Origin of the sequence: Adlercreutzia muris, from assembly GCF_041223505.1 — a bacterium.
Classification (GTDB): domain Bacteria; phylum Actinomycetota; class Coriobacteriia; order Coriobacteriales; family Eggerthellaceae; genus Adlercreutzia; species Adlercreutzia muris.
The window spans coordinates 88,859-115,409 of the sequence record NZ_JBCLQK010000006.1 but is presented as its reverse complement, the minus strand read 5'-3'; the positions used below and the strand labels follow the sequence as shown (position 1 = coordinate 115,409).

Sequence of the window (26,551 nt, the reverse complement as noted above, 5' to 3'; positions counted from 1 at the left end):
TGAAAAGAACTCCCGATCGGGAGTTCGATGTTTCAAAATGGTGCTCCGTGAAGGACTCGAACCTTCGACCTTGGGATTAAGAGTCCCCTGCTCTACCAACTAAGCTAACGGAGCACATCGTGCCTGCGCAAAGCGCTTGGATATTTTAGATCATTGCGAAGCTTTACGCAAGACCCAATTTTCAAGCGCGCTGGGGTGGATGATGGGACTCGAACCCACGATCTCCAGAGCCACAATCTGGCGCCTTAGCCAACTAGGCCACACCCACCATTTCGCGCAAGGCTGAATTATAGGCGTATCCATCTGTTTGCGCAAGACCTATTTTTTCTCGACCGCTCCCGCCAGATCTCGCACCACTTCCCCACCGAGGATGAGGCCGGCCACGGAGGGCACGAAGGCCACAGAGCCGGGGGCCGGACGGCTGCCGTCCTTGACGGCTTCGGGGGTGGCGGCGGGCGGACGGGGCGACTCGGTGGAGTAGACCACCTTCAGGCCGTCTATGCCCCGGCGGCGCAGTTCCCGGCGCATGACCCGGGCCAGGGGATCCACCGAGGTCTCGAAGATGTCAGCCACGCGGAAGGCCGTCGGGTCCAGCTTGTTGCCGGCGCCCATGGACGATATGATGGGGATGCCCGCGGCCCGGGCCGCCTCCACCAGGGCGATCTTGGCGCTCACTGTGTCCGCGGCATCGATCACGTAATCGTAGGCGGCGAAGTCGAAGATGCCGGTCGTCTCGGGCAGGAAGAAACAGCGATGGGCCCGCACGGTGCAGGCGGGGTTGATAGAGGCCACGCGCTCGGCGGCCACCTCCACCTTGGGGCGACCCACGGCTGGCAGCGTGGCGATGATCTGGCGGTTGAGGTTCGTTGAGTCCACCGTGTCGCTGTCCACCAGATCGAGAGCCCCCACCCCGCTGCGGGCCAGGGCCTCGACGGCAAAGCCCCCCACGCCCCCCACGCCGAACACGGCCACGCGGGACGCGGCCAGGCGCGCCAGGCCCTCGTCGCCGAGCAGCAGGCGGGTGCGGGCAAAGATATCTTCCATAGGTTCTCCCATCGACAGTCGTTCCGAGCGGCCAATCCGACAGGCGAGACAACGCGACCCGAAAGCCACCGGAACCTTGATCAAGCGGGCCGGGCTCGGGGCCGCTTAGGCGACCCCTAGTGGAGCAGATGCTCTCTTTTTGGACAAAATCGCCTCGAGTGAGCTCGATCCCTGTTTTTTCGGGCCCCATTATGCCCAATATGCCTCTTCTCAAGCCGAAAAGGCTGATTTTTTCACGTTCAAAGACCACTTATTTCCCGACAAAGAGCTCACTCGAGGCGATTTTGTCCATTTTCTCGCGCCCAAACTGCAATGCTCGCGATAAGGTGGGTCTCAACTTATTTCTTGTACCTAAGGAGCCCAGTCGTGAAACCCTTGCCGCCTTCCCTCCCCCGCTTCGCGGCTCTACTTGCAGCCATCGCCCTGACCTGCACCGTTGCCGGTTGCAGCACGAGCGCCGAAATCACAACCCCGACGGCGGCAGGTCCCGAATCGCCAGCAGTCGAGCACTCGGCCTCCGAGGAACCGGAGTCGAGCGCGACCGATGCCGCCGCCCTCCCCGAGACAGCCGTCAAGCCCCCCTCCGCTGAGGATCCCGGCGCATCCGGCACCCCCGCCTACCACGACCTGCCCGCCTACGACGGCAGTCCCTATGTCTATGTGAACGACGGGGAACCCGCCTTCACCGACGATGAGCGCGCGGCGGCCACGGGCACCGAGCTCTACGGCGAGCTGGACGCCCTCGGGCGCTGCACCGCCACCTTCGCCGTGGTGGGCACCGAGACCATGCCCACCGAGGAGCGGGGCTCCATCGGCGAGGTAAGGCCCACGGGCTGGAAGATGGGCAAGTACGACTTCGTGGACGGAAAGTACCTCTACAACCGCTGTCATCTGCTCGGCTTCCAGCTGACTGGCGAAAACGCCAACGTGAGCAATCTCATCACCGGTACCCGGTATATGAACGTAGAGGGCATGCTGCCCTTCGAGAACGCCGTGGCCGACTATGTGCACGCCACGGGCAACCATGTGCTCATGCGCGCGACCCCCGTCTTCGACGGCGACGATCTGGTGGCCCGCGGCGTGCACATGATGGCCGAATCCGTAGAGGATGGCGGCGACGGCGTGGCCTTCAACGTCTTTGTCTACAACGTGCAGCCCGGCGTGGTCATCGACTACCGCACCGGAGAGAACATGGCCGCCGAGGACGCCACGCCCCTGCCCGACGTCTCCGGCGACGGGGGCGACGCCTCGTCTGATGGCGACGGCACCGGCACCAAGGGCTCCGCCGACGGTGGCACAGCCCTCTCCGATAGCGGCGCTGCCACCGAAAAGGGCACGACCGAGTACGTGCTGAACACCAACTCGAAGAAGTTCCATGTTCCCAGCTGCTCTTCGGTGGATCAGATGAGCGCCAAGAACCGCCAGGATGTGACCGACACTCGCGAGAACATCATCGGCCGCGGCTTCGACCCCTGCAAGCGCTGCAACCCCTAGAGGCACGGCGCGGGCCCGGCCGCTGGGCGCAATGCCGCCGGCAACACCATCAGGGTACCGCTTCCGCCGCAGTGCGACTAAGCCGACTGGGCCGGCCGCAGCCAGCCGCGCCACCGCCACTCGGCCGCCGCCGGCTGCGCCTGGCAACCGGCACCGTCGCCCCCCTCCCCACCCCCGAGCACCAAAAAGGCCCCCGCCATTGCTGACGGGGGCCTTCTCATAGGCTGGTAGGGCCGCCCGGACTCGAACCGAGAACCAAGGGATTATGAGTCCCCTGCTCCACCATTGAGCTACAGCCCCGAATGCGTTGGCTATTCTAACGCAACTCTCCCGCGCTCGCCAAACCTACATCTTCTGGGGAGCGGAAACGCCCAGCAGCGTGAGCGTGAGGGCCAACACGATGCGGGTGGCGTCGCACAGGGCCAAGCGCGCGGTCTGCACGGCCGCGTCCTCAGTGAGCACATGGCAGTTGGTGTAGAACTGGTGGAACAGGGCCGCCAGATCCTGGGCGTAATGGGTCAGGCGGAAGGGAGCGCGATCGCGGGCCGCCAGGGCGATGAGGTTGCCGAAGTCGGCCATCTTGCGCATGAGGGCCAGCTCGGAGGGATGGGTGAGCGACGAGAGGTCGCAGCCCTCGGGGGCCACCTTCGCGGCCAGCTCGGCCATGGTCAGCTGTCCGGCCTCCACGGCTGCCACGTCGGCCTCATCGGCCGCCTTGCGCAGGATGGAGCAGATGCGGGCGTGGGCGTACTGCACGTAGTACACCGGGTTGGAGGCGTCCTTCTTCTTGGCCACCTCGATATCGAAGTCGATGGGCTGGTCGGCCGAGCGGGACAGCATGAGGTAGCGGGTGGCGTCCACGCCCACCTCGTCGATGAGCTCCTCGAAGGTGACCATCTCGCCGGTACGCTTTGACATGCGCACGGCCTTGCCGTCGCGGAACAAGTTCACCAGCTGGCCGAGCTGCACCTCCAGCGCCCCGGGCCAGCCCCAGGCCTCCAGCATGCACTCGCAGCGCTTGATATAGCCGTGGTGATCGGCGCCCCACAAATCGATGAGGTGGTCGAAGCCGCGCATCATCTTGTCGTAGTGGTAGGCCACGTCGCTCATGAAGTAGGTGGCCTCGCCGTCGCCCTTGATGAGCACGCGGTCCTTGTCGTCGCCCAAATCGGTGGAGCGGAACCACAGGGCGCCGTCCTTCTCGTAGAGGTAGCCTTTCTCGCGCATGGCGTCCAGCGAGCGGGACACGGGGCTTTGGCCGTTCTCGTCCTCCACGTACAGGGAGCGCTCGGAGAACCATTTGTCGAAGGTGGTGCCGAAGCCAGCCAGAACGGCCTTCTGGTTGGCCAGGGTCTGCTCGTAGGCCATCTCGCGGAAGGCCTCCAGGCGCTCCTCATCGGACACGGCGAGCCACTTGTCGCCGTCGCGGTCGATGATCTCCTGGGCGATATCCTTCACATAGGCGCCGCCGTAGCAAGCCTCGGGCATCTCCACATCGCGGCCGAGCAGCTGCTGGTAGCGCACGCTCACGGAGTTGCCGAACACGTCCATCTGGTTGCCGTGGTCGTTAATGTAGTACTCCTCGTACACGTCGTAGCCGCCGTGGCGCATGACGCGCGCCATGGCGTCGCCGAGCGAGGCCCAACGGCCGTGGCCCACGTGGAAGGGGCCCGTGGGGTTGGCCGACACGTATTCCAAGTTCACGTAACGCTCGCCCTCGGGGACGATTCCGCGGCCGAAGTTCTCGGCCTTATCGCGCACCTCGCGCACGACGCTCTGGAGCACGGCGTCGGACAGGCGGATATTGATGAAGCCGGGGCCCGCGATCTCAACGGCGGCAATCATATCGTTGGCGGGAATGTGGTCCGCGATGACCTGCGCCACCTCGCGGGGGTTCTTGCGAGCGAGCTTGGCGCAGCGCAAAGCGACGGTGCTCGCCCAGTCGCCGTTGGCCTCGTCGCGGGGTCGCTCCAAGGCGGCTTCGGGGGCTTCCGTCAGCTCCAGGGAGCCGTCGGCACGGGCCGCCTCGATGGCGGCGTCGATGATCGCTTCGAGAGATTCGCGAATTTCCATTGATCTTCTTCCTCTTCTGTGAGTCAGCCTTCTTCTCGCTGACAGGCTGTGCCGTACCTGCCCGCGTCTATAAGCTGCCATAATACCACGAAAGCGCAGGAAAACACAGAAGCACCCGAGCGCGATGCCCGGGTGCTTCTGCGAGCGGAAGCGCCGTCAAAACTGCGCGTCCGCACAAAATGTTGGTTGGCGAGCCCTAGGACAAGACCACCATGGCCACGGTCAGGATAGCCATGCAGACCACGCCCAAGACGATGAACAGCTTCGCGCCGAACTTCAGCCAGGTGGAGTACTCCACCTTCGCGAGAGCCAGGCCGCCCATGATGGCGCCGGAGGTGGGCGTGAACAGGTTCACGAGGCCGTTACCGGCGGAGTAGATCATGACCATGGCCTCAACCGAGAAGTTCAGCTGGTGGGCCAGGCCGCCGAGAATGGGGATGGACACCGTGGCCATGCCCGACGACGACGGGATGAGGAAGGACAGCACGATGTAAAGCAGGAACGACAGGGGCGCGAACACCACCGCCGACATGCCCGTGAGCGCCGCGGCGGCATTGTTCAGAATCCACATGTCCAGGCCCGTCTTGGCCATGAGCACGGTGATGGAACGGGCCAGCGCGATGATGAGCACGACCGACATCATGTCGGCGGCGCCGTTGATGAAGGCCTTCACGAAGCGGCTCTCGGACACGCCGCCGATGACGCCGATGATGAGCGCCATCAAGAGGAACCAAGTGGAGGCCTCGTCGAAGTACCAGCTGCCCAGGGGCACGCCCGTGAGGAAGCTCGACCAGGCCGGGGTGACCTCTTCCTCGGAGACGGAGGTAGCCTCAACAGGCTCAGAGAGCGTGGTCACCGTGGCGCCGTCGTTGGCGTCGTCGATGAAGGCGGTGATCTCGTCGCCGGTCATCGTGGTGGTGATCTCCTCGGTGGTGGCGCCGGCGTCGAAGATGGTGACACCGAGGTCGGCCCAGGGGATGAAGGACACGATCATGATGACGAAGGTCAGCGCGAACACCACGAGAGAAGCCTTCTGGCGGCCGGTCATCTTCGGGGTCGCAAGGGCGTCGCCGTCTGCGGCCTCTTCATCGGACTCCTTCATGCCCCACTCGTCCATCATGGCCTGCTGCTCCTGCAGCGACAGGAACGTGGAGCCCTTGTCCTCCTTCACCTTCTTGGCGTAGCGCATGACGAAGACGATGGAGATGGCCAGGGTCACGAGCCAGAGGATGAGGCCGAGCACAATGATGATGCCCTGGTTCACGGCGATGCCGATGCCGGAGAGCGCGTCGACGGCCACGCCCACGGCGAACGGGTTCACCGTGGAGCCGAGCACGCCGCAGCCGGCGCCGAGGAGCACCACGGCCGCGCCGGTGAGCGAGTCGAAGCCCGCAGCCACCATGGTGGCGGCCAAGAGCAGGTAGAAGGGCACCGTCTCCTCGCACATGCCGTAGGTGGTGCCGCCGATGGAGAAGATGAACATCAGAATGGGAATGAGCACGAGCTCGTTGCCCTTGAGCTTGTGCACCAGCGCCGCGATGCCGGCGTCGAGCGCCCCGGTCTCGGTAATGATGCCCAAAAAGCCGCCGAGGATCATGACGAACAGGCACACGCCGATGGCGTCCTGGAAGCCGAACACGGGCGCGGTGAGCACCTGGGACAGAGTCGCCCCCTGGACGCCCTCCACGCCGCTGGCGGCCATGATGACGGTGATAACAGCCAGCACCACCAAGATAATGAGCAGGATCGTGAACGAGGACAGCGGTGCCCTCTTCTTCTTGCCTTTCTCAGCCGTTGCCATGGTTATCCCTCCTTAATCTAAATGGGTAGAAAGCCCAGGGGCCGCGCGGTTATCCCTCCCGATTCCGCACGGCCCCGAGGTATCGAATATGTGCCAGCTACAGTAGAGCTACAGCAAAGCTACAGGGTTACTGCAGGGTGGCGTACATGACGGCCTTGATGGTGTGCATGCGGTTCTCGGCCTCGTCGAAGACCTTGGACTGCTTCGACTCGAACACCGCATCCTCCACTTCCATCTCGGTGACGCCGAAGCGCTTGGCGATGTCCTCGCCGGTGGTGGTGTTGGTGTCGTGGAAGGCCGGCAGGCAGTGCAGGAAGATGGCGGTCGGCTTGGCCATATCCATAATTTGGGTGGTCACGCGGTAGGGCTGGAGCTGCTCGATGCGCTGGGCCCACACCTCGTCGGGCTCGCCCATGGACACCCACACGTCGGTGTAGATGACATCGGCGTCGGTGGCCGCCTCCTTCACGTCCTCGGTGCACTTCACGGTGCAGCCGTTCTCGGCGGCGATGGCCTCGCAGGTCTTGATGAGCTCATCGTCCATCCAGCAGTCCTTCGGGCCGCAGCCAACGAAGTTCATGCCCAGCTTGGCGCACATCACCATGAGCGAGCGGCCCATGTTGTTCTTCAAGTCGCCGAAGAACACGAACTTCAGGCCCTTGATGTCGTAGTTGAAGTTCTCCTGCACAGTCAGCGCGTCGGCGAGCATCTGGGTGGGATGCCACATGTCGGTAAGCCCGTTCCACACCGGCACGCCGGCCTTGGCGGCGAGTTCTTCCACGTCGGACTGGGCGAAGCCGCGGAACTCGATGCCGTCGTAGAAGCGGCCGAGCACGCGGGCGGTGTCCTCGATGGACTCCTTCTTGCCCATCTGGGAGGAGCCGGGATCCAGGTAGGTCACGCCCATGCCGAGGTCCATGGCGCCCACCTCGAAGGCGCAGCGGGTGCGCGTGGAGGTCTTCTGGAACAGGAGAACGATGTTCTTGCCCTCCAGGTAGCGGTGCGGGGTGCCGGTGCGCTTGAGGTCCTTGAAGTTCTTGGAGAGCTTCAACAGGTACTCGATCTGATCGGTGGAGAAGTCCAGGAGGCGCAGATAGGACTGGCCGGAAAGATTCACAGGCATAGTGTTTCCTTTCAAGAGGGCGGATGCCGCGCAAGCGGTGCCGCCGGGAGTGGGCGGCCGCTTAGGGCAGCCGCCCGACTAACGATTCAATGGGGCGCGGCGATCATGCCGCGCAAAGTGCGCCGTCGCCGGGGCGTCGGCGCGGGACGCCGGTGCGCGTGGGGCCTACAGGGCCTCGCGCCAGGCCGGCATGGACATGCAGCGCGGGCCGCCGCGGCCGCGGGAGAGCTCCGCGGACGGCATGACCAGGCAGTTGATGCCGTTCTTGTACAGCACGTCGTTGGTGACGTTGTTGCGCTGGTACACGACCACGGTGCCGGGGCGGACGCACAGCGTGTTGCTTCCGTCGTTCCACTGCTCGCGCTCCGCGGCGATGCGGTCGCCGCCGCCGCAGGGGATGAGCGTGACCTTCTGGCCCACGTACTCCGACAGCACGCTTTCCAGATCCTCGTTGCGCTCGCGGATCTTGGTGCCGCCGTTGCCGTCGGGGGTGATCTCGAAGACGGTCAAAGGTCCCATGATGCCGGGGTGGATGGTGAACTTGTCGCGATCGATCTGGGTGAACACGGTGTCCAGGTGCATGAAGGCGCGGGACACCGGGATGTTGAAGGCCAGGATGGTGTCGATGGGGCTCGTCTCATCGTTGAAGATGTTGTGGGCGATGTGGTCGATGGCGTCGGGCTCGGTGCGCTGGGAGATGCCGATGGCCAGCACGTGCTCGTTGATGTTCAGGATGTCGCCGCCCTCGATGTGGAAGGTGTCGTTGCGGCTGTAGTACTCGGGGGTGCCCACGAAGTCGGGATGGTTCTTGAAGATGTAGTCGCCGTAGATGGTCTCGCGGTTGCGGGTCTGGCTGTACATGCGGTTGATGGACACGCCGTTGCCGATCATCGCGAACGGATCGCGGGTGAAGTACAGGTTCGGCATGGGGGCGCACACGAGCTTGCAGCGATCGGACACCATGTCGACCAACAGGTGCGTATCGCGCTGCGGCAGCTCCTGGAGATTGATGCCCGCCATGGTCTTCATGACCATGGCCTTGGTGTCGGCGTAGTTGCTCTCAATGTAATCGGTGATAATGTCGTGGTACATCTCGGTGCGGATGCCGGCCTCGTAGATCCACTGATCAAGGAACTGACGGCGCAGCTCGGGTTTCGCATCGAGCACCTCGGCCATGAGGTCCTCGAGGTAGACGACCTCCACACCCTCTTCCCGCAAGATCTTCGCGAACGCGTCGTGCTCTTCCTGGGCCACAGGCAAAAACGGGATGTCGTCGAACAGCAGCTCCTCCAGGGTGTTCGGAGTGAGGTTGAGCAGCTCGTCGCCGGGACGGTGCAAGATGACCTTCTTGAGGTTGCCGATCTCGCTCTTGACGTTTACTCCTTGCATAGAAGCTCTCCTATCTTGGAAACGGACCGATAGAAAACGTGCCAGCCACACAAGATCCCGCGCGCCCCAGAAACGCATTCCCGGGCCGTCTCGGTAGGTCGGTTGTGTTGTGACAGGCTCTACCTTCCCACATTTTGCGGTTCGGCCCCTCCCAACCGCCGTTTGTTTGCCAGAGCGCAAGCAAGCTGACACCAGACTGTCAACTAATGTTGAGGCGAAAGGTCCGTATTCCTGCCCAGTGGCTCGTCTGCGAAGTAAGGCCGCCCGAAGAAACCTCTCCGCGCAGACCTTCGGCAATGCTATAATCATCGGCACCGCAAGCGAAACCACTCGCTTCGGCTTACGAGCGTCGGGATGTGGCGCAGTCTGGTAGCGCGCCTGCTTTGGGAGCAGGATGTCGCAGGTTCGAATCCTGTCATCCCGACCATTTTTGCTTCGTCGTCGCTGACGCAACGACGAACGAGGCCGATGCTGCGGTTCCGACATGCACCTGGCCTTGCACTTCACCGTTTTCCTTCACGGGCCGAAGGCTGCTCGGCCGCGGTTCAGCACAATTCCAGGCACCTGTGGGATCCTCGCTGACTTCCTTGGGCGAACCTGTTCTACAAAATGTTTACTCTATTTATCTTCTTTGGTTCTGCTTGCCTAATTTCGGCATAATGCAGCTATGAGGAAAACGGAGACATACCGGCTGAAAAGGCTGTGGCTGCTGGCGCCCGGCATCGCGGCGCTGCTGCTGACGTGGGCGGCATCGGCGAATCCGGGGCTCACCGAGATGTGGTTCTCGCGGGGCGTGTACCCATGGCTATCCTCGGCCTGGGGCTTTCTGCCCTCGCTTGCGCCCTGGTCGGTGGCGCAGTGGGTCGTGGTGGCGTTTCTCGCGTTCTGCATCGGATGGCTCGTCTTCTACACCGTTGCCCTGGTGCGGGACGCGGGAGGGCGGCGGTTCGTGCTGTGGCGGGCGGCGGCCACGATGTTGGCGGTGGTGTCCGTGGGTTACTGCCTCTTCGCGCTCATGTGCGGCCTCAACTACCACCGGCTCACCTTCGCCGAGGACGCCGGATTCGACCTGGCCCCGTCGAGCACGACCGAGCTTGCGGCCCTCTGCGAGCACCTGGCCGACGAGATGAACGACGCCCGGGCGGCCATCGAAGACAGTCCCGACGACTACGCCGCGGCCCGCGGCGGCTTCGAGGCCTACGCCCGCGAGGCCGTGGAAGACATGCGATCTCTGGCCGAGACCTACCCGGCGCTTTCCCGTCCGCTCTACTCCCCTCCCAAGCCCGTGCTGTTCTCCGAGCTCATGAGCTATGCCGACATCGCCGGGATGTACTTCCCCCTCACCGTGGAATCGAACATCAACGTGGACGGCCCGTTCTTCACTATTCCCGCTACCATGGGCCACGAGCTGGCGCACCAGTGCGGATTCATGCGGGAGGACGAGGCGAACTTCATCGGCTACCTCTCCTGCAAGCAATCCGACGATCCGCTCACGCGCTACAGCGGCTATACGCTTGCCTACGACTATGCGCTGTCGGCCCTCATCCGCGCCGACCGCGAGGCGGCCGTGGCCGTAAACGATGGCCTGTCCGATGCCGTGCGCGCCGACCGCACCGCCCGGGCCGAGTACCTGAAACAGTTCGAGGGCCCCGTGGCCGAGGCCTCGAACGCCGCCAACAACGCCTACCTCAAGGCCAACAAGCAGGAAGACGGCACCAAGAGCTACGGTCGCATGGTGGACCTGCTTCTGGCCGAGGCGAGGCAGGAGCAGAACACGGCCCCGGCCGCCTAGCCGAATAGCCGTCAGAACAAACTATCGCAAGAGCCGGTGCACGTGAGCACCAACCGAAAAGAGCAATGCAGAGTACGGGTCATGCAACTTTTCAGGATGTCCGCAAGAGAAACATGCGGCTTTTCCCGCTGCAGGCTGCTCTAGGCGCGGGCGCGAGCGAGGAAGAGACCGTACTCGAGGGAATCTACGAGGGCGTTCCACGAGGCCTCGATGACGTTCTCGGACACGCCCACCGTGCCCCAGGTATCCACCCCGTCGGTAGCGGTGATGGTCACGCGGGTGATGGCGTCGGTGCCCTGGCTCTCGTCGAGCAGGCGCACCTTGTAGTCGATGAGCTCCATGGCCGCCACCTGCGGATACGACTCCACGATGGCGAGGCGCAGGGCGGCGTCAAGGGCGCCCACCGGTCCGGTGCTCTCGCCGGTGGCCACGAAGCGCGCGTCCCCCACGTGGATCTTCACCGTGGCCTCGGACAGCGCGTCTTTGGCAAGCGCGCCGGTGTCCTCGCGATCGTCCACGATGACGCGGAAACTCTCCAGCGTGAACGCGGGCGCATACAGCCCCAGATGGCGCATGAGCAGAAGCCCCAGCGAGCCGTCGGCCACCTCGTAGGTGAAGCCCGCCGCCTCCCGGTCCTTGATGTCGTCGAGCACGTCCTGGGTGCTCACACCGGCCTCCTCCAGGTTGAACCCGAGGGCGGCCGCCTTCGACAGCAGCGATGCCTTGCCCGCCAGCTCGCTCACCACCGTGCGGCTCGCGTTGCCCACGGCCGCCGGGCTCACGTGCTCGTAGGCCTCGGGAAAGCGCGCGATGGCGCTCGCGTGCAGGCCGCCCTTGTGGGCGAAGGCGCTCGTGCCGGTGTAGGGGTGGTGGGCCGGCTTCGACACGTTGCAGAGCTCCGCCACGTACTGCGCCACGCCCGTGAGCTGCGCGAGGCTGTGCTTTCCCACGCAGGTGGCGCCCATCTTCAGCTCCAGGTCGGCAATGGCCGTGAGCAGATCGGTGTTGCCCACCCGCTCCCCGATGCCGTTCACCGTGCCCTGCACGCTCGTGGCGCCGGCGCGCACGGCCGCCAGCGTGTTGGCCACCGCGCACCCCGAGTCGTTATGGCAGTGGATGCCGAAGGCGGCGTTCGGGAAGGCGCCCGCCGTGGCGGCTACGACGGCCTCCACCTCGAAGGGCAGCGCGCCGCCGTTGGTCTCGCAGAGGTCCACCGAGTCAGCCCCCGCTTCCACGGCGGCCCCCACGCAGGCCAGCGCGTAGTCGGCGTTGGCCTTGTAGCCGTCGAAGTAGTGCTCGGCATCGAACACCACGCGCCGCCCGGCCGCCTTCAGATAGGCCACCGAGTCGGCAATCATGCGCAGGTTCTCCTCAAGGGTGGTCTGCAAAGCGCGCTCCACCTGGGCATCCCAGGTCTTGCCCACAATGGTGACCACCGGCGCGCCGCACGCCAGAAGATCGGCCAGGCCCGCGTCGTCGTCGGCGGCCACGCCCTTCTTGCACGTGGAGCCGAACGCCGCGATCTGGGCGTGACGCAGCTCCATGGCGGCCACCTCGCGAAAGAACGCCACGTCCTTGGGGTTCGACGCCGGAAAGCCGCCCTCGATGTAGTCGATGCCGAACTCGTCGAGGCGCCGCACGATGGCGAGCTTGTCGGCGAGCGAGAGCGTGATGCCCTCGCACTGCTCCCCGTCGCGCAGGGTCGAGTCGTAGGTGTAAATGCGCGTCGCTTCCATAAGACCTCGTTCCCGCTCCGCCTCATCACTTTCTGCGATCATTATAGCGTTCGCGAAGCCGATCTTTTCCGTTCCTTGCAATCTGAGCCGCCGCCAGTGACAAGTTTGAAGCGCTTCCCATCAGTCGAAGGGCGGCAGCGGAGCATCCAACCATCCCCTTTGAAAATGTCATCAGTTTTGAACTGGTATTTCTCTCTCAGTGTATGAAGTAGTCCGCACTCGCGCGGCCTTCATGTTGGGAACTGCCCCAAACTTGCCACAATACGCCAAAAAGAGGAAGGAGCCCCGAGAGGCTCCTTCGCATCCGATCTGCGCGCGCCAGGCCCGCTTGGCCTTCGCGCGACTGTACTTGGCGTCGCCGTGGGCGCCGTGGCCGCAGGCGTAGCCGTTGTAGCGCGGCTTCGCCGCCAGCGTGGCCTCCTCGGCCGTCTGGCGCCACAGAACGCCATCGCGCCCCGCGGCCCGGGCCTGCCGCGTCACCGCCCGGCGCGCCCGCTCGGCCGCACAGCGCCCCGTGCGCTTTCGCTTCTTGGACATATCGCCTCACCTCCTTCAAACCCTCGGTTGCATCAGCCGCCATCATAGCACGACCCGCCAAGCGCCCGGGCGCTCGACGCACGATGTCGCCGACCTGCCGGCCGCTATCGGAGACGCCTTTACCCCAGTACTTTCTCGAAGGCGATGCGCGGGGCGCCGGCCTCGACGCCTTCCGTGAGCACGATGGGGCCGCAGTAGGTGAAGCCGGCCTTCTCGGTGGCGCGGCGCATAGGGGCGTTGTCGGCATGGGTGTCCACACGCACCGAGGCCATGCCGTCGGCGGCGGCCCTTTCGCAGGCGAAAGTGAAGAGCGCGCCCATGACGCCCCGGCCGCGACAGACCGGATCCACGGCGCAGCGGTGCACGGTGGCGTAGGGGCCGCTCGCGAGCCAGGAGCCCTCGAGGGTGTCGTAGGCCGCCTCGGGCTCGGTGCCGTAGCGGAACACACCCACCACCCGGCCCTCGTCCAGGGCAACGTAAGCCGCACCTTCGGCCACATCAGCATCCCAGGTGGCGCGGCACGGGTACCCGCACTGCCACTGGTCGAGCCCGCGAGCGGCCATGTCGGTCACCGCGGCATCGGTGATAGCGGTCATAGCGTCAATGTGCCCGGGCGTCGCGACGACGATCTCCATGGAAGCCTCCCTGCTCTCGAGCGCGTAGCTGCTGCACCAGATGCACGTGCTTAAGCTTCTTGCTAATACCCGCCTTACGATACAAGTTCTTGCAAAGGGATCGCACGGTGACGACGGAAACGCACAAGGTGTCCGCGATCCAGGGCATAGCGGAGCCGTCCGTCGAGCATGGGGATCCTCGCGGCTCTTCGGGAGCTTGACGACTGCCGTTCCGGCTACGCCATGCCGCTGCCGCGCGGCGGCTACCTCCAAAGAATTCCCGGGGCCGGCGCGCACCGCAAGCCGCCCCCCTCCTGGAAGAGCTCCAAAGGGACAGCTTTGCCCTTGCGCTGCGCTTACAAAAATGCAAGCCGCCCGTAAGGCACTTCGATGGCGACTCGCGGGCCATAGGCATAGCATCGAAGGCGCCTTGGGAAATCGCATCCGATCCACGGGAAGGAGATTCCAACATGCGCACAAAGGTAGCAGTAGCAGTGGGCTTTTCCATAGCAGCGGTGGCGGTAGCCGCGGTAATCGCCGGATGGTGGGTGCTCTCCGGCAACATGAACGCCGCGTACTACACGCAAGTGGACAACGCGCGAACCGAAGAGCTGGAATCGCGGGGCGGGGTCATCGACCCTACCGGGGGTATGAGCCTTCTCTACCGCCTGCCGGCCTACGATGAGCAGGGCAACGGGCGGGAGGTCTCGTTCGGTACCGAGCGCCAACTGAGAGAGGGGGCGTATCTGAAGCTGGAGGTAGAGCCCATTCGTGGCGTGGTCGGGTGGGAGGAAGTCTCCTTCGATGAGCTTCCGCAAGAGGCGCAGGCGCACCTGAACGACCCCGACCGCCCGTAACAGCGGCACCGGGTCTTGGCACCCGCGCAAAAGCGGAGCATCGCCGCAACGGCGGAATGGAGGCCCACTTCTGTTTTCTCGTTGCAGGGCGGCCGGATTGCGCTATACTATGCAAGTTGCATCGTGCGGGCGTAGTTCATTGGTAGAACCTCAGCCTTCCAAGCTGATGAGGCGGGTTCGATTCCCGTCGCCCGCTCCAGAAAACGTCTCGGCCCCGGTTTCCGGGGCCGTTTTGCTATTCTACCTCGTCCTCTATTTCCGCCAGCTGAGTTGCCACGGTCTGCCGCAGCTGCTCCATCAGGGGCACGTACTCGGCTGCAATCAATCCGCAATAATGCTCGTGATCGGTGCTCATGTAGTCATGGGTGCTGAGATTGCGGTTCCTCAGCATCGAAAGCCACAGCTCCTGGCTCTCGATCAGCCCCACCTGTCCCGCCTGCTTGATGATGTCGCGCGGCGAGGGCTTCACATCGCTCAACCCGTAGAAGTCCGACAGAGAGTCCTTCATCAGCTTCCATGATATATCGAACAGGCTGTTGAACGCGTAAATCACCGCGGCGCCATCGCGTTTGCTGTAGCGAGGCATCTGATCGAGGAACTCGCACGTATCTGCCAGAAGCCTCAAAAAGGACTCGAAGCGCTCACGCAATGTTAATCCAGGCATCTTCAATCCCTTTCTTGTAGGTCAGCGAGAGATCGACCAGATCGATGGGGAAAACCGTATCGAGGGACTCCACCCGCTCCTCCACCTCGGAAAAATCGTCGCTGAGAACGGCAATGTCGATATCGCTCGTCAAGCGAGCCCGTCCCCGTGCTTGGGAGCCGAACAACCAGGCCTTCGAGTCCAACTCGCGGCAGATGGACGCAACGGCGCCCACGGTCTCGTCCACCGAGGTAAGCACGCACGAAGGCTTTTTGGCTATGTCCAGATACTCGTACAAGGCACTCCTAGCAAAAGAGCCGGACCTATGCCCGGCTCTGCATATTTCTGGCGCGCCCAGTAGGAATCGAACCTACAACCTACGGATTAGAAGTCCGTTGCTCTATCCGTTGAGCCATGGGCGCAAAAACGCCGAGCCACCTCGGCAGGTTGCCTATTATAGCGCAACCGGCCCGCTATGCCCATCGCTCGCGCATATAGGCCCAGCGCTCGTCGCGGGCGGCCTCGATGGCGGCCAAGTCGGCCTCGTCATCGGCGCGGAAGCGGCCCTGGCGGCGCAGGTAGGGCTCGATGGGCTTGAACGCGCGCGGGTTGCGGTTCAAACGGAACGCGCCCCCGGGCACTCCCGACAGCGCCGGACCCTTGTACTCGGCGAGGTACCACAGGCCCGTGTCCACGATTTCCTTGGCCACGTCCACCATGTCCTCCGAGGGAAAGCCCCAACCCACCGGGCAAGGCGCCATCACGTGGATGAAGCGCGTGCCGCGCACATCGCGGGCCCGTTCCACCTTCTTCAAAAAGTCGCTCAGATAGCCCACCGAAGCCGTGGCGGCATAGGGAATGCCATGGGCCGCCACAATGTCGAACAGGCTCTTCTTGCCCGTGAGACAGCCATGCTCGCGCGCGCCGGCGGGCGTGGTCGTCGTGGAGGCGCCGAAGGGCGTGAGCCCCGACTTCTGAATGCCCGTGTTCATGTAGGCCTCGTTGTCGTAGCAGATGTAGAGCACATCGTCGTTGCGGTCGATGGCCCCCGACAGAGCCTGCAGGCCGATATCGGCCGTGCCGCCGTCGCCGGCAAAGCCCACCACCGTGCAGTCGTCGGGCGCCGTCCCCTGGGCCGCAAGCCCGGCCCGAATGCCCGAGAGCACCGCGGCCGTGGCGGCGAAGGGGGTGATCATGGCGTTGTTGCCGAAGGCCAGCTGGGGGAAGTTGAAGCCCACGGCGCTCATGCATCCGGCGGGCAGGGCGCTCACCGCATGGGGCCCGAGCACCTTCAGCACCTGGCGCACCACAAGGGCGCCGCCGCAGCCAGGGCAGGCCTTGTGGCCGTAGAAGAACTCCTCATCGGTGATGTTGCGCGCGTTCACGGTCATCGCAGACCCCCTTCCTCGTCGTCAATGCCCAAGAACACGACCCGGCCGGCCTCGCCCTGGCCGGCTGCCAAGCGCTCCAGATCGGCGAAGCAGGCCCGCACCTGGTCGCGGGAAATATCGGCGCCGCCCAGGCCCCCGATGAAATTCAGGGCCGGCCGGGCCACGCCGCGGCGGGCACAGGCGGCCAGCACGGTAGAGAACACCGCGCCGCCGTCGCCGCCGAAGGAGATGTCCTTCTCCAGCACGCCCACGGCCGCCACCCCGGCCAGGGCCTCGGCAAGCTGGCGGCCGGGCACCGGGCGCAGGTAGCGGATGCGCAGCACGCCGGCTCGCGTGCCCGCCGCCCGCAGCTCGTCGGCCACATCGCGGGCGATGCCGGCTGCCGAGCCCAAGGTGACCAGCACTAAATCGGCGTCCTCGCAGCGGTAGGCGTCCACAAGGCCCGGGTACCGGCGCCCGCAGGTGGCGGCGAAGCGGGCCTCCACCTCTTCCACCACCGTCTCGGCGGCCAGCATGTCGCGGTGGTGCCAGTACTGGTAGTGGCCGTTGAACTCGGGGCCGGCAGAATAGCCGATGCTCACCGGGCGCTCGAAATCGAAGCGGTTGGCCGTAGCATAGGGCGGCAGGAAGGCGTCGGCAGCCTGGGCCTCAGGCACCTCCACCGACTCGTAGGTGTGGGTGAGGGCGAAGCCGTCCACGTTCACCATCACCGGCAGGCTCACGCGCTCGTCCTCGGCCACGGCGTAGGCCATGAGCGCCAGATCGAGCGCCTCCTGGTTGTTCTCGGCATACACCTGGATCCAGCCGTGATCCAGAAGCGAAAGGGAGTCGCGCTGATCGCCGTAGATGTTCCACGGCAGGGCCAGGGCGCGGTTCGCGTTCATCATCACAATGGGAAACCGCCCGCCCGAGACGTAGGTGAGGCACTCGGCCATGTACAGCAGGCCCTGGGACGAGGTGGCCGTGAACGTGCGCGCGCCCGTAGCCGACGCCCCCATGGCCGCTGCCAGCGCGGTATGCTCGCTTTCCACGTGCAGGTACTCGCAGGCAAGGCTACCCTCTTCCACCATGGAGGCCAAGGCCTCCACCACCGTGGTCTGGGGCGTGATGGGATAGGCCGATATCACCTGGGGCCGCGCCAGGCGCACGCCCTCGGCGAAGGCCTCGTTGCCCGAGAGGAACTTCCTCATGCCGCACCTCCTTCTGCATCTTTCCGAACGGGGGTCTCGGACATCTCGATTCGCTCAGACAGCCCTCGCTTTGGGGAACAGGACATGAGGTCCTGCTCCCGTCGCTGCAAAACTCGCTCGGTCGAGACGCCCGAGATCCCCGCCGCCACTTCCCCGTCGCCGCGTTCGTCCACCATGGCGATGCAGGGCACGGGGCACACCTTCGCACACACGCCGCAGCCCTTGCAGAAATCGTAGTCGATGGCAAGCGCCGTGCAGACGCCCTCGCCGTCGCGCACCTTGAATATGGTGCCGTCGGGGCAGTACATATAGCAGTTGAGGCACAGCGTGCACTGCACCGGGTCGATCAAGGGCCGCAGGCTGCGCCAGCCGGCGTTCACCGAGGTGAGGTAACCGCCCTCAAAGCAGGTGGAGCGGGCAAACTCCTCGGGCCGCGCCCCCAGGCCCTCCCGCAGATGGGGCGTGAACTTCCGATCGGTCATGCCTCGCTCCCCTCTCCCTCAAGCAGCACCGCGGCCGCCAAATCGAACAGGCCCGTGCCCGAATCACCCCCGCGCTGACCGAGGCCGCCCAGGTGGGGCAAATCGGGCCGGGATGCCAGCGCCTCGAAGGCGGCATCCACGATGCGCACGTTCTTCTCATGCAGCCGCGCGGGCATGGTGGCGCGAATGCCCTCGTGCACGTCGTGCAGGCTCACCGCGCCGCACACCGCCGGAATGGCGCCCAAAAACACCGTGTTGGGAATGGGTCGTCCCAGCACGGCCGCCGAGATGCCGTCGGCGTCAATGGCCACCACGCGCGGGTCGTCCACTGCGCGGCGCGTGTTCAGCAGCATGAGGCCGCCGTCGGCCAGCTCGGCATCCCAGCTGTCATCCAGCAGCGTCTCGTCCAGGTACACCACGATGCCCGCCCGGGCCACGACGCTGCGGTCGCCGATAGGCGCCCCATCGATCTTCGTGAACGCGCGCATGGGAGCGCCCCTTCGTTCCGGGCCGAAGGTCGGAAAGGCCAGAGCGCACGCCCCAGCCGACAGGGCCGCCGCGGCGCCCAGGCACCGGGCCGCCGTAAAGGCCCCCTGCCCGCCCCGCGCGTGCCAAATGACTTCCAGCATGGGCATCCCTCTCTCAATACCGAAGGGCGACCGTAACGGCCGCCCTTGCATCTCTCTCGTTATCCCTCGCGACTATTTATTCGCATAGTAGTCCAGACTGCGGGCGAGGTGGGTGACGAAGCGCTCCCCCATGACCGACAGGTCGCGATTGTCGGCAGACACATAGCCCAGATGCAGCACCACATCGGTCTCCAGCGGAATGGTCGTGAGCGCGCTGCCGTCGGTGATGCCCACCAAAATGCCGCTCGTCACCGTATAGCCGTTGATGGCCATGATGAGCTCGGTGAGCGACGCGCGGTCGGTGCAGGCCACCTTCTTGGCCCGGGGCACGTCGGACAGGGCCTCCTCGTAAAAGGCGATGGGAGCGCCCTCGCCCTGGTCGAAATACACATAGGGGTAATCGGCCAGCTGCTCCAAGCTGAGCTTTTTGGCGTTCACGAGCGGATGGCTCGACGGCAGGGCCACCAGCGGCGCCGAGGCAGCCAGCTCGTGGAAGGTGAGCCCGGCCTCGGTGAAGGCCTCGGTGAGCGCCGCCTCGGTGGCCGAGGTCAGCATGACCACGCCCAGCTCGGAGGTGCCCGAGGCCACGTCATCGATGACCCCCTGGGTGGTGCGGTCGCGCAGGGCGTAGGAATAGCTATCGCCGCCGGCGGCCAAGATGGTGTGGGCGAAGGACTGCACGTCGAACAGGTAGTGCTGCCCGGAGATGGAGAAGTCGAAAGCGGTCATAGGGTTCCCTTCTATCGGTTATCCGCATTATAGCGGGCCGCACACGGCCGGAGGGCAGCGCGCGGCCATCAAGTGCAACGAGGAACTTCGGGCCCTAGGCGCCCTTGCGCTCGTCGATGAAGCGGCTGGCCTTGTGCTCGGAGGAGGTGCCCAGCTTGCCGGCGTCGTAGACGAGCACCTTGGCCGGCTTCACGCCGGTATGGGCCTTCAGCGCCGCCGACACGCGGGCGGCCACGGCGTCGAAGGGCTCGTCGGACCCCTGGGCGCGCTCCACGCTCACCTCGTAGCGGGTGGAGAAGTTCTCGTCGTAGACGCGGATGAGGTACTCGCCCGTCAGCCCCGCCTCGGCGCGCACCACGTACTCCACATCGGAGGGGAACACGTTCACGGCGCCCACGATGAACATCTCGTCCTTGCGGCCGGTGATGTGGATGCGGGCCAGGGTGCGCCCGCAGGTGCACTGCTCGTTGGACACGTATCCGATGTCTCCGGTGCGGAAGCGGATCATGGGGCGGGCCTTCTTCATGAGGGTGGTGTACACCAGCTCGCCCACCTCACCGGGTTCAAGCACCTCGCCGGTGGCCGGGTCCACGGTCTCCACGAGGATCTGGTCCTCCACGATATGCAGGCCGTCGTGGGCCTCGCAGGCCGCCGCGCAGGCGCCGTAGATGTCGGACAGCCCGAAGAAGTCCACCACCTTCGCGTCCCACAGGTTCTCGATGGCCTCGCGGGTGCTTTTGATGGAGCCGCCCGGCTCGCCGGCCACGATGATGGTGTGGATGGAGAAGTCGCGGCGCGGGTCGAGCCCCTTCTCCTTGATCTTCTCGCCCAGCGTCCAGGCGTAGGACGGGCTCGTCCAGATCACCGTGGGCTGGTACTGCTGCAGCACGAAGATGAGGCGGTCGGAGGGAACCGCGCCCACCCAGATGGCCAGAGCCCCCAGACGCTGGGCGCCGATGACGTCGGGGCCGCCCACGTAGAGGGCGAAGTTCAGGCCGTGCACATAACGGTCGGTGGGGCGCATGCCAGCCTGCCAGAACAGGCGCGCCTCGGTGTCCTGCCACAGGTCGAAGTCCTCCTGGGTAAAGGGGCTCACCGTGGGCACGCCCGTGGAGCCGGACGAGGTGGCCATGAAGATGACCTCCTCTTCGGGCACCGAGCACATCTCGCCGAAGAACGAGCCCACGTGCTGGGTCTCGCGCTCGGTCTTCTTATCCACGAAGGGGAACTTCTCCAGGTCCTTCAGGGTCTTGATGTCGGCAGGCGCGACGCCGGCCTCGTCGAAAGAGCGCTTGTACCAGACGGTGTTCTCGTAGGCGTAGGCCACCATCTCCTGCAAACGCTCCAGCTGCATGGCCTCCAGCTCGGGCCGCGGCATGCACTCGATCTCAGGATCGTAGTACTTCTGATCGTAGGGGATGTTCTTCTTCGCCATCACTGCTCCTTGTTCCGGTCTCCTGGAATGCGGGAGACCCAGCGTCTCCTCGCCTCTTTCGCGTGGGTCAGTATGATGCCCGAAGCCAGGACGCCGAGCAAGGGCAAAACGCATACAGAATAGGGAAAGCCCGCCATCGCGAAGGTCGATGGCAGGCTTTCATCAGGGAAAACGAAGCTCTCCTCTAGCCGAGTGTGCCCTGGGCGGCCAAAACGGCCTGGGACATCTGGTAGGACACCACGACGAGGCCCAGGATCGCAATGGTGACGATCACCTTCACGGCGACGTGCCAGGTGCAAGCGCCGCGCCACATCATCACCAGTCCCACGGGCCACAGCACAATCAGGAAGAACACGATCCAGAAGGTCTGGTCGTACCACTTCTTCTCGTCGCCCGTCGTGACGATATCGTTGGCGTGCTCGCTCGTGCGGCCCTGGCCGCGACGCGTCCAGTCGCCGTAGCTGCGGCCGTTCTCGTCCTTGAAGATGCCCATGGGAAATCCCTTCGTCAATGTTGACCTTACAACTTTTGGTTGGGATTCTACCATTGCCTCCGCGCAGGGGCGCCCGAGCGCCACCCCTGTCACGAACCCGTCACAGCCAAACACCGAAACCGGCAATCGATCGTTGCCGGTCGCGGACGCGGCGCCCAACTTTTGCCGGATCGATCGCCAACTCCCGAGCCGCACATTGAGGTCGACACGTTTGCAGCTGGCCGCATCTTTACGACAGAAGGCGCAAGCTATGGCGCCGACTGCATCGCCTTCGGCCCGTCGACGACAGGCACATCGCCGCTAACGAGCAGCCTAACCCGATCTCTCCCCGCAAGGCCGCGCTCCCCGCGGGATGCGGATTTTCTTGCAGATAGAACCCTACAATCCGTATTCTCGAAGAAGATTCTCAACCGCCACAGGGTCAGCCATAACGGAAAGGACGTCTTCAGCGCGGCCATCTTCTGCCAACTTGGCCGCAAGAGCAGCCATCCTGGCAACACCCTCGGCGCGGCCCTCGGCCAGGCCTTCCTCGCGGCCCTCGGCAATACCCTCGGCACGGCCTTCTGCCAGGCCTTCGGCGATGGCATCAGCGCGGGCCTCTTCCAGCAAATCTCTTACGGTCATCACGGAGCCCACCCACTCTCTGTCCTCATTGGCCGTGGAGACTTCGGCATCCATGGCGCTCACGAGCTTGTCATCTGGCGCTACGGAGCCTCTTTGAATATATTCTAGCAGATTACGCAGCCCCTTACTGGGCGCGGCAGCGGCGGCCCGTGCGTTCAGCACCACCCACGTGGAGCCAGTTTGGGCCGCAAGGGCCGGATTCTCCCGGCAGAGACGGTCGAAGGTGTACACGGGAAGGCCTGCGCCGGGCCAGTCGAAATCACAGGCAAAGATGATGTAGCTGTCGCGCAAATCCCTCCACGACGAGCCCTGGTCGAGCAACCCCGAATCGATGCTCGCTTGATAGTAGCGCAGACGGCGCCCCAAATCGGCATGGGGATTGGCCTGCATCTCCACATCGATGACGCCCAAGGCCGTCTCAGCGTACACATCGAGCCGCACCCCGCGGGATGCCACGGCGGGCTGGAGCACCTGCTCCCGGTTGAGATAGGAGATGGAACCCACTTCGGTACCGAGGACGCGCTCTAAAAAGCCCCGGCAAATATCCTCGCGACAGAGCACGCGCCCGAACATGAAGTTGTTGGATATGGTAATACGGCTGGTCATGGCAGCCCCCTTTCCTCTCGGCGGCTGTCCCCGTCTCCGGGTTAGGGGCTCCCCAGCCTCAGTTTCACCTCTGGTGAAATTGTAAGAACATTTGTTCCATTATAAGATCGTGAGATAGCGAATGCAAGAGGAAAAAGTACTACTTTGAAAGGAGAGGCCCCCTTCTAAACGAAGGGCCGCCCCTTTCAGGACGGCCCTTCGCGGCGCAAGGCAAAATTGACGACTTCGCTTCCCTACCCCAGCTTCTTCGCCAGAAGCTCGTTGATGATCTTGGGGTTGCCCTGGCCGCGCATGGCCTTCATGCACTGGCCTACGAAAAACCCGATGAGCTTGTCGTTGCCGTCGCGGTAACGGGCCACTTCGTCGGGGTTGGCGGCGATCACCTCGTCCACCACCGCTTCGATGGCGCCGGTATCGGACACTTGCTTCATACCGCGGGCCTCTACAATGGCCTCGGGGTCGGCGTCCTCGTCCATGATGGCGGCGAACACCTCCTTGGCCTGCTTGGAGGAGATGGCATCGGCGACCGTCAGCTTCACGAGGGACACCGCACGGGCGGCCGAGAGCGGCGTGGCGACCAGCGCCTCGCCCTCGTGGGCATTGAGCCACGCCGTCACATCGTTGATGATGAGGTTCGCAAGCGGCTTGGCGAACGCGCCGCCATCGGCCTCAGCGGCAGCCAGCGCCATGCACTCGTCGAAGAAGTCTGCGGTAGCGCGGTGTTCCACCAAGTGGCGAGCATCGTAGGAGGTGAGCCCGAAGTCGGCGGCGTAGCGGGCCGCCTTCTGGTCGGGCAGCTCGGGCAGCTTGGCCCGCACCCCTTCGATAAACTCGTCGGTGAGATCATAGGGCGCCAAGTCGGGCTCGGGGAACAGGCGGTAGTCGTCGGCGGTCTCCTTCACGCGCATGACGATGGTGCGCTTGGCGGACGGGTCCCAGTGACGCGTCTCCTGGTAGATGACGCCCCCCTCTTCCAGCACCTCGGCCTGACGGCAGATCTCATAGGCCAAGCCGTCGTGGAGATTCTTGAAGGAGTTCATGTTCTTCAGCTCGGTCTTGGTGCCGAAAGCAGTGGTGCCGCGACGGCGCAGGGACACGTTGCCGTCGCAGCGGAGGCTGCCCTCCTCCATGGAGCAGTCGGAGATACGTAAGGCCAGGTAAATCTGGCGCAGCTTCTGCATGAACAGGCGCGCCTCCTCGGGCGTGCGCAGGTCGGGCTCGGTCACCAACTCGATCAAGGGCGTGCCGGCGCGGTTGTAGTCTACCAGCGAGTGCGTGGCCCCGGCGATGCGGCCCTCCCCGCCGCCGAGGTGCACCATCTTGCCGGCGTCCTCCTCCATGTGGATGCGGGTGATGCCCACATGGGCCACGTACCCGTCCTCGGTGCGCGTGATGTTGCCGTCGCGCTCACCGGGCGCAAGGGCGTCCAGGCGATAGCGCTCGGCAGCCCCGCGGCCGTCCACATCCAGATCCAAGTGACCGCGCATGCAGAAGGCGATGGGGCCCTGAGTAGTTTGGAAGTTCTTCGCCATATCAGGATACATGTAGTTCTTGCGGTAGAACATCGAGTGCTTCTCGATATCGCAGTTGGTGGCCAAACCCGCCAGTACGATGGACTCGATGGCCGCGCGGTTGGGCACGGGAAGCGCCCCGGGCAGCCCCAGGCACACCGGGCAGGTGTGGGTGTTGGGGGCCGCGCCGAACTCCAGCTTGCAGCCGCAGAACATCTTCGTCTCCAGAGTGGTCAGCTCGGCGTGGATCTCCAGGCCGATGACGGCCTCCCAGGTCTCGAATACCTCTTCCAACGTCTTCATTTACGCACCCACCTTTCCGTCGGCGTAGTCGGGGGCCACCGGTGCCGGACCGTAGACGGTCTCCAGGGCCGCTGCGGCGCGGAACATGTTCGCGTCCTTGAAGGGCGGCGCGATGAGCTGCACGCCCACGGGCAGGCCCGTGTCGGCGCCTAGGCCCACGGGCACGGACATGCCGCCGTTGCCGGCGATGTTGATGGAGATGGTGAACATGTCGCCCAAATACATCTCGGTGGGATCGCCGATCTCGCCGAGCTTGAAGGCCGTGCGCGGGGCCACCGGCGCGAGGATGCAGTCCACCGACTCGTAGGCGACGGCAAAGTCGCGGGTGATGAGGGTGCGCACCTGCTGAGCCGGGTAGTAGTACGTGTCGTACACGCCAGCCGACAGAAGGTAGCTACCGAGCATGATGCGGCGGCGCGCCTCGGGCCCGAAGCCGCGGGCGCGGCTGGCCTCGTACTGGCTGCCCAGGTCCTTGTGGCCCGGATCGCAGTAGCCGTAGCGCACCGAGTCGAAGCGGGCCAGGTTGCTGAAGGCCTCGCAGGGACCCAACACGTAGTAGGCGCTCATGGCCGCTTGAGCATGGGGCAGCTCCACTTCCACAAGCTCGGCGCCCATCTTCTCCAGGGCGAGGGCGGCCTCTTGGGTCTTGGCCCTCACCTCGGGGGCCAAGCCGGCGGCTTCCAAGAACGCGGGCACGACACCAATCTTCATGCCGCGCACCCCCTCGGCGAGGTTCGCCGTGAAGTCCACCTCGCTCGGCTGGCTCGTGCAGTCCAACGCGTCGCGGCCGGCGATGGCGTTCAGAACGAGCGCCGCGTCTTCCACTGAGCGGGCGAAGGGGCCCACCTGGTCCAGCGAGCTGCCGAAGGCCACCACGCCGTAGCGCGAGACCACGCCGTAGGTGGGCTTCACGGCCACCAGGCCGCAGAAGGAGCCGGGCTGGCGGATGGAGCCGCCGGTATCGGAGCCGAGGGACACGGGCACGAGGCCTGCCGCCACAGCCGCGGCGCTGCCGCCCGAGGAGCCGCCGGGCACGCGCTCGGTATCCCACGGGTTACGCGTGGGCCCGAAGGCGGAGGTCTCGGTGGAGCCGCCGAAGGCGAACTCGTCCATGTTCAGCTTGCCGATGGGCAGCGCCCCGGCCCGCAGGGTGCGCTCCACACAGGTGGCGGTGTAGGGCGACACGTAGTCGCGCAGCATGTTCGAGGCACAGGTGGTGTGAGTGCCCGTCAGGTTCAGGTTGTCCTTGTAGCCCACAGGCACGCCGGCCAGAGGGCCCATCTCGGCCAGGCGCCCCTCGGCGATGGCCCCGTCGATGCGGGCAGCGGCATCCAGGGCCAGCGCCTCGGTGGTCTCCAGGAAGGAATGCACTACCCCGTCGGCGGCCTCGATGCGCTCGAAGGTGCCGCGGGCCACTTCAGCAGCGGAGAACTCCTTGGCGGCGAGCCCCGCCTGGAGCTCGCCGATGGACATGCTTCCGAACGGCGTTGCCATTAGCGGTCACCCCCCTCACCCAGAATGGACGGGATGAGGAAGCTGCCGCTCTCCTGCTTCGGGGCGTTCTCAAGGGCCACGGCCTGGGTGAAACTGCCACGCACCGCGTCGTCGCGCATGACGTTCGACAGATCGCCGATGGGATGGAACGTGGGCTCCACGCCATCCAAGTCGAACTCGGTGATGGGCGCGAGGCTGTCGATGATGGCGTTCAGGTCGGCCGTCATGGCGACGACCTCCTCCGCCGTAAGACCGATGCGGGTGTACTCGGCAATGCCCCGCACATCAGCCTCGGAAAGATGCTGCGTCATGGCTGAGCGCTCCTTCTCGATTTCCGTAAGTTAACTGCCCTATGATAGCAAAAAGCGTGACTGCAAAACGCGCCGCCCCAGCGAGTGCGAAGATTTAGCAATTGAGCAGGGCAGTTTTTGCGTCGAGTCGAGAGTTATGAGCGTCTCGCTTCCCCTCACCGCACGGCAGTTTGGAAGGCAGTCGGCAAAACGCCCGATCAGAGCATTGCAGAAAGCGATAAACCTTTCGAACGCGGGACGAGCGAACCCC

Annotated in this window: 24 protein-coding genes and 6 tRNA genes; 5 read left to right on the top strand and 25 right to left on the bottom strand. The window is 64.8% G+C overall.

All coding sequences use genetic code 11. The annotated features are described in order from the left end of the window. Positions 1 to 38 precede the first annotated feature (38 nt). The 3 genes from AAK988_RS07125 to AAK988_RS07115 form a co-directional block, all read right to left on the bottom strand. Positions 39 to 114, bottom strand: a tRNA-Lys gene (locus tag AAK988_RS07125). Between the two features lie 77 nt (positions 115 to 191). Further along, positions 192 to 268: transfer RNA gene (locus tag AAK988_RS07120), tRNA-His, on the bottom strand. A 50-nt stretch (positions 269 to 318) separates the two neighbouring features. Continuing rightward, a complete protein-coding gene (locus AAK988_RS07115) occupies positions 319 to 1,044 on the bottom strand; it encodes a tRNA threonylcarbamoyladenosine dehydratase (protein ID WP_369872545.1) in 726 nt (241 codons plus the stop codon). 366 nt (positions 1,045 to 1,410) lie between these two features. Between AAK988_RS07115 and AAK988_RS07110 the strand changes: the two genes are divergently transcribed. Continuing rightward, the gene (locus tag AAK988_RS07110; protein ID WP_369872546.1) at positions 1,411 to 2,538 is read left to right on the top strand and encodes a DNA/RNA non-specific endonuclease; all 1,128 of its coding nucleotides are present in this window, start codon (positions 1,411 to 1,413) and stop codon (positions 2,536 to 2,538) included. A gap of 225 nt (positions 2,539 to 2,763) precedes the next feature. On the opposite strand, the gene AAK988_RS07105 is transcribed toward AAK988_RS07110, so the two are convergent. The 5 genes from AAK988_RS07105 to arcA all read right to left on the bottom strand — a co-directional run bounded on the left by AAK988_RS07105 (position 2,764) and on the right by arcA (position 8,924). Beyond that, a tRNA-Ile gene (locus AAK988_RS07105) sits at positions 2,764 to 2,838 on the bottom strand. 45 nt (positions 2,839 to 2,883) lie between these two features. Continuing rightward, on the bottom strand, positions 2,884 to 4,611 hold the full coding sequence (gene argS / locus AAK988_RS07100) for an arginine--tRNA ligase (RefSeq protein ID WP_151429852.1): 1,728 nt from the start codon (positions 4,609 to 4,611) through the stop codon (positions 2,884 to 2,886). 196 nt (positions 4,612 to 4,807) lie between these two features. Next, entirely contained in the window at positions 4,808 to 6,412 is a 1,605-nt protein-coding gene (locus tag AAK988_RS07095) for a YfcC family protein (RefSeq protein ID WP_369872547.1), read from the bottom strand. A 127-nt stretch (positions 6,413 to 6,539) separates the two neighbouring features. Next, a complete protein-coding gene (gene argF, locus AAK988_RS07090; RefSeq protein ID WP_151429850.1) occupies positions 6,540 to 7,535 on the bottom strand; it encodes an ornithine carbamoyltransferase in 996 nt (331 codons plus the stop codon). 165 nt (positions 7,536 to 7,700) lie between these two features. Continuing rightward, on the bottom strand, positions 7,701 to 8,924 hold the full coding sequence (arcA, locus tag AAK988_RS07085) for an arginine deiminase (RefSeq protein WP_160325331.1): 1,224 nt from the start codon (positions 8,922 to 8,924) through the stop codon (positions 7,701 to 7,703). A 350-nt stretch (positions 8,925 to 9,274) separates the two neighbouring features. Here arcA and AAK988_RS07080 point away from each other — a divergent pair. Continuing rightward, positions 9,275 to 9,351, top strand: a tRNA-Pro gene (locus AAK988_RS07080). A gap of 240 nt (positions 9,352 to 9,591) precedes the next feature. After that, entirely contained in the window at positions 9,592 to 10,716 is a 1,125-nt protein-coding gene (locus AAK988_RS07075; protein WP_369872548.1) for a DUF3810 domain-containing protein, read from the top strand. Between the two features lie 140 nt (positions 10,717 to 10,856). Here AAK988_RS07075 and cimA read toward each other — a convergent pair whose 3' ends face one another. The 3 genes from cimA to AAK988_RS07060 form a co-directional block, all read right to left on the bottom strand. After that, positions 10,857 to 12,452: a citramalate synthase gene (cimA, locus tag AAK988_RS07070; protein WP_369872549.1), complete on the bottom strand. Its 1,596-nt coding sequence runs from the start codon at positions 12,450 to 12,452 to the stop codon at positions 10,857 to 10,859. A 171-nt stretch (positions 12,453 to 12,623) separates the two neighbouring features. Next, entirely contained in the window at positions 12,624 to 12,989 is a 366-nt protein-coding gene (locus tag AAK988_RS07065) for a hypothetical protein (RefSeq protein ID WP_369872550.1), read from the bottom strand. Positions 12,990 to 13,108: 119 nt separating this feature from the next. Further along, positions 13,109 to 13,624, bottom strand: coding sequence for a GNAT family N-acetyltransferase (locus AAK988_RS07060; protein ID WP_369872551.1), 516 nt, complete (start codon positions 13,622 to 13,624; stop codon positions 13,109 to 13,111). A 449-nt stretch (positions 13,625 to 14,073) separates the two neighbouring features. On the opposite strand from AAK988_RS07060, the gene AAK988_RS07055 reads away from it, so the two are divergent. Then, positions 14,074 to 14,460 carry a YxeA family protein gene (locus AAK988_RS07055; RefSeq protein ID WP_160325335.1) on the top strand — a complete coding sequence of 129 codons (387 nt, stop codon included), beginning with the start codon at positions 14,074 to 14,076 and terminating at the stop codon, positions 14,458 to 14,460. A gap of 125 nt (positions 14,461 to 14,585) precedes the next feature. Further along, a tRNA-Gly gene (locus tag AAK988_RS07050) sits at positions 14,586 to 14,659 on the top strand. A 36-nt stretch (positions 14,660 to 14,695) separates the two neighbouring features. Here the strand turns inward: AAK988_RS07050 and AAK988_RS07045 are convergent. The 14 genes from AAK988_RS07045 to gatC all read right to left on the bottom strand — a co-directional run bounded on the left by AAK988_RS07045 (position 14,696) and on the right by gatC (position 26,301). Next, positions 14,696 to 15,124 carry an HI0074 family nucleotidyltransferase substrate-binding subunit gene (locus tag AAK988_RS07045; protein ID WP_369872552.1) on the bottom strand — a complete coding sequence of 143 codons (429 nt, stop codon included), beginning with the start codon at positions 15,122 to 15,124 and terminating at the stop codon, positions 14,696 to 14,698. Continuing rightward, a complete protein-coding gene (locus AAK988_RS07040) occupies positions 15,102 to 15,401 on the bottom strand; it encodes a nucleotidyltransferase domain-containing protein (protein WP_369872553.1) in 300 nt (99 codons plus the stop codon). Before AAK988_RS07040 ends, AAK988_RS07045 begins: the two co-directional genes overlap by 23 nt. A gap of 48 nt (positions 15,402 to 15,449) precedes the next feature. After that, positions 15,450 to 15,525: transfer RNA gene (locus AAK988_RS07035), tRNA-Arg, on the bottom strand. Positions 15,526 to 15,576: 51 nt separating this feature from the next. After that, positions 15,577 to 16,494 carry a thiamine pyrophosphate-dependent enzyme gene (locus AAK988_RS07030; protein WP_369872554.1) on the bottom strand — a complete coding sequence of 306 codons (918 nt, stop codon included), beginning with the start codon at positions 16,492 to 16,494 and terminating at the stop codon, positions 15,577 to 15,579. Then, positions 16,491 to 17,684: a transketolase C-terminal domain-containing protein gene (locus tag AAK988_RS07025; RefSeq protein ID WP_369872555.1), complete on the bottom strand. Its 1,194-nt coding sequence runs from the start codon at positions 17,682 to 17,684 to the stop codon at positions 16,491 to 16,493. Before AAK988_RS07025 ends, AAK988_RS07030 begins: the two co-directional genes overlap by 4 nt. Further along, complete coding sequence (locus tag AAK988_RS07020) at positions 17,681 to 18,166, bottom strand: 4Fe-4S binding protein (protein ID WP_369872556.1); 486 nt, start codon at positions 18,164 to 18,166, stop codon at positions 17,681 to 17,683. The genes AAK988_RS07025 and AAK988_RS07020 overlap by 4 nt, the downstream gene beginning before the upstream one ends. Beyond that, positions 18,163 to 18,795 (bottom strand): 2-oxoacid:acceptor oxidoreductase family protein, encoded by a 633-nt coding sequence (locus AAK988_RS07015; protein ID WP_369880553.1) that lies wholly within the window; start codon positions 18,793 to 18,795, stop codon positions 18,163 to 18,165. Before AAK988_RS07015 ends, AAK988_RS07020 begins: the two co-directional genes overlap by 4 nt. 72 nt (positions 18,796 to 18,867) lie before the next feature. Continuing rightward, positions 18,868 to 19,524 (bottom strand): LysR substrate-binding domain-containing protein, encoded by a 657-nt coding sequence (locus tag AAK988_RS07010; protein WP_282190787.1) that lies wholly within the window; start codon positions 19,522 to 19,524, stop codon positions 18,868 to 18,870. 94 nt (positions 19,525 to 19,618) lie between these two features. Beyond that, positions 19,619 to 20,959, bottom strand: a complete 1,341-nt coding sequence (locus AAK988_RS07005) for a phenylacetate--CoA ligase family protein (RefSeq protein ID WP_161471752.1) — start codon at positions 20,957 to 20,959, stop codon at positions 19,619 to 19,621. A gap of 184 nt (positions 20,960 to 21,143) precedes the next feature. Beyond that, entirely contained in the window at positions 21,144 to 21,452 is a 309-nt protein-coding gene (locus AAK988_RS07000; protein WP_240806188.1) for a holotricin-3, read from the bottom strand. Positions 21,453 to 21,830: 378 nt separating this feature from the next. Beyond that, positions 21,831 to 22,682, bottom strand: coding sequence for an Rpn family recombination-promoting nuclease/putative transposase (locus AAK988_RS06995; protein WP_369872558.1), 852 nt, complete (start codon positions 22,680 to 22,682; stop codon positions 21,831 to 21,833). 233 nt (positions 22,683 to 22,915) lie between these two features. After that, the gene (gene gatB / locus AAK988_RS06990; protein ID WP_369880552.1) at positions 22,916 to 24,496 is read right to left on the bottom strand and encodes an Asp-tRNA(Asn)/Glu-tRNA(Gln) amidotransferase subunit GatB; all 1,581 of its coding nucleotides are present in this window, start codon (positions 24,494 to 24,496) and stop codon (positions 22,916 to 22,918) included. Next, positions 24,497 to 25,990: an Asp-tRNA(Asn)/Glu-tRNA(Gln) amidotransferase subunit GatA gene (gene gatA, locus AAK988_RS06985; protein ID WP_369872559.1), complete on the bottom strand. Its 1,494-nt coding sequence runs from the start codon at positions 25,988 to 25,990 to the stop codon at positions 24,497 to 24,499. Then, positions 25,990 to 26,301 carry an Asp-tRNA(Asn)/Glu-tRNA(Gln) amidotransferase subunit GatC gene (gene gatC, locus AAK988_RS06980; protein WP_028027217.1) on the bottom strand — a complete coding sequence of 104 codons (312 nt, stop codon included), beginning with the start codon at positions 26,299 to 26,301 and terminating at the stop codon, positions 25,990 to 25,992. Before gatC ends, gatA begins: the two co-directional genes overlap by 1 nt. Positions 26,302 to 26,551 lie beyond the last annotated feature (250 nt).

Bases quoted from the DNA above. Each gene is read 5' to 3' on its own strand.
- AAK988_RS07030 (WP_369872554.1), bottom strand. From the start codon at position 16,494: ATGACCGTGAACGCGCGCAACATCACCGATGAGGAGTTCTTCTACGGC.
- gatC (WP_028027217.1), bottom strand. From the start codon at position 26,301: ATGACGCAGCATCTTTCCGAGGCTGATGTGCGGGGCATTGCCGAGTAC.
- AAK988_RS06995 (WP_369872558.1), bottom strand. From the start codon at position 22,682: ATGACCAGCCGTATTACCATATCCAACAACTTCATGTTCGGGCGCGTG.
- AAK988_RS07045 (WP_369872552.1), bottom strand. From the start codon at position 15,124: ATGCCTGGATTAACATTGCGTGAGCGCTTCGAGTCCTTTTTGAGGCTT.
- cimA (WP_369872549.1), bottom strand. From the start codon at position 12,452: ATGGAAGCGACGCGCATTTACACCTACGACTCGACCCTGCGCGACGGG.
- argF (WP_151429850.1), bottom strand. From the start codon at position 7,535: ATGCCTGTGAATCTTTCCGGCCAGTCCTATCTGCGCCTCCTGGACTTC.
- AAK988_RS07000 (WP_240806188.1), bottom strand. From the start codon at position 21,452: ATGGGCATCTTCAAGGACGAGAACGGCCGCAGCTACGGCGACTGGACG.
- gatA (WP_369872559.1), bottom strand. From the start codon at position 25,990: ATGGCAACGCCGTTCGGAAGCATGTCCATCGGCGAGCTCCAGGCGGGG.
- AAK988_RS07065 (WP_369872550.1), bottom strand. From the start codon at position 12,989: ATGTCCAAGAAGCGAAAGCGCACGGGGCGCTGTGCGGCCGAGCGGGCG.
- argS (WP_151429852.1), bottom strand. From the start codon at position 4,611: ATGGAAATTCGCGAATCTCTCGAAGCGATCATCGACGCCGCCATCGAG.
- AAK988_RS07075 (WP_369872548.1), top strand. From the start codon at position 9,592: ATGAGGAAAACGGAGACATACCGGCTGAAAAGGCTGTGGCTGCTGGCG.
- AAK988_RS07095 (WP_369872547.1), bottom strand. From the start codon at position 6,412: ATGGCAACGGCTGAGAAAGGCAAGAAGAAGAGGGCACCGCTGTCCTCG.
- AAK988_RS07060 (WP_369872551.1), bottom strand. From the start codon at position 13,624: ATGGAGATCGTCGTCGCGACGCCCGGGCACATTGACGCTATGACCGCT.
- AAK988_RS07020 (WP_369872556.1), bottom strand. From the start codon at position 18,166: ATGACCGATCGGAAGTTCACGCCCCATCTGCGGGAGGGCCTGGGGGCG.
- AAK988_RS07015 (WP_369880553.1), bottom strand. From the start codon at position 18,795: ATGCTGGAAGTCATTTGGCACGCGCGGGGCGGGCAGGGGGCCTTTACG.
- AAK988_RS07010 (WP_282190787.1), bottom strand. From the start codon at position 19,524: ATGACCGCTTTCGACTTCTCCATCTCCGGGCAGCACTACCTGTTCGAC.
- AAK988_RS07055 (WP_160325335.1), top strand. From the start codon at position 14,074: ATGCGCACAAAGGTAGCAGTAGCAGTGGGCTTTTCCATAGCAGCGGTG.
- AAK988_RS07005 (WP_161471752.1), bottom strand. From the start codon at position 20,959: ATGGCGAAGAAGAACATCCCCTACGATCAGAAGTACTACGATCCTGAG.
- AAK988_RS07115 (WP_369872545.1), bottom strand. From the start codon at position 1,044: ATGGAAGATATCTTTGCCCGCACCCGCCTGCTGCTCGGCGACGAGGGC.
- gatB (WP_369880552.1), bottom strand. From the start codon at position 24,496: ATGAAGACGTTGGAAGAGGTATTCGAGACCTGGGAGGCCGTCATCGGC.
- AAK988_RS07025 (WP_369872555.1), bottom strand. From the start codon at position 17,684: ATGAGGAAGTTCCTCTCGGGCAACGAGGCCTTCGCCGAGGGCGTGCGC.
- arcA (WP_160325331.1), bottom strand. From the start codon at position 8,924: ATGCAAGGAGTAAACGTCAAGAGCGAGATCGGCAACCTCAAGAAGGTC.